Here is a 333-nt window from a genome sequence, read left to right as displayed (position 1 = left end):
TGCCGCTCGCCTCGCCGAGGTCATGGAGCGGCCGGCACGTTTCCTAGCTTATATTTGCCGGCGAACCGGTCGCCCGCAGCCGATGCATCCTCGTAGCTGGATTCTTTTGAAAGACCGAGCGAGCACCTCAGCAGCGGAGCTTCCCTGCCCACTTGTGGCGCGAGCGTACGGAATGCCGCGATCACGCGGCCCGCGTCTTCTTCGTAACCCAGTAGGGCACGACCGATGACGCCGTTCTGACGCCAGGAGAACTTACCTTCGCCGACGAGCAGAAACGGATCGGTGAAAAAGTCCAGCGGAACGCGAAAGATTTCGACGGCGCGAACGAGTTCC

Annotated in this window: 1 protein-coding gene; it reads right to left on the bottom strand. The window is 61.6% G+C overall.

Going from position 1 to position 333, the window contains the following annotated elements; genetic code table 11:
* Positions 1–20: 20 nt before the first annotated feature.
* On the bottom strand, positions 21–333 hold a 313-nt coding region (locus EN857_RS35125; RefSeq protein WP_210235171.1), incomplete at its 5' end, for a hypothetical protein.

Source organism: Mesorhizobium sp. M4B.F.Ca.ET.214.01.1.1, from assembly GCF_004791545.1.
GTDB classification, from domain to species: Bacteria; Pseudomonadota; Alphaproteobacteria; order Rhizobiales; family Rhizobiaceae; genus Mesorhizobium; species Mesorhizobium abyssinicae.
This window is presented reverse-complemented; position numbering and strand designations above follow the sequence as displayed.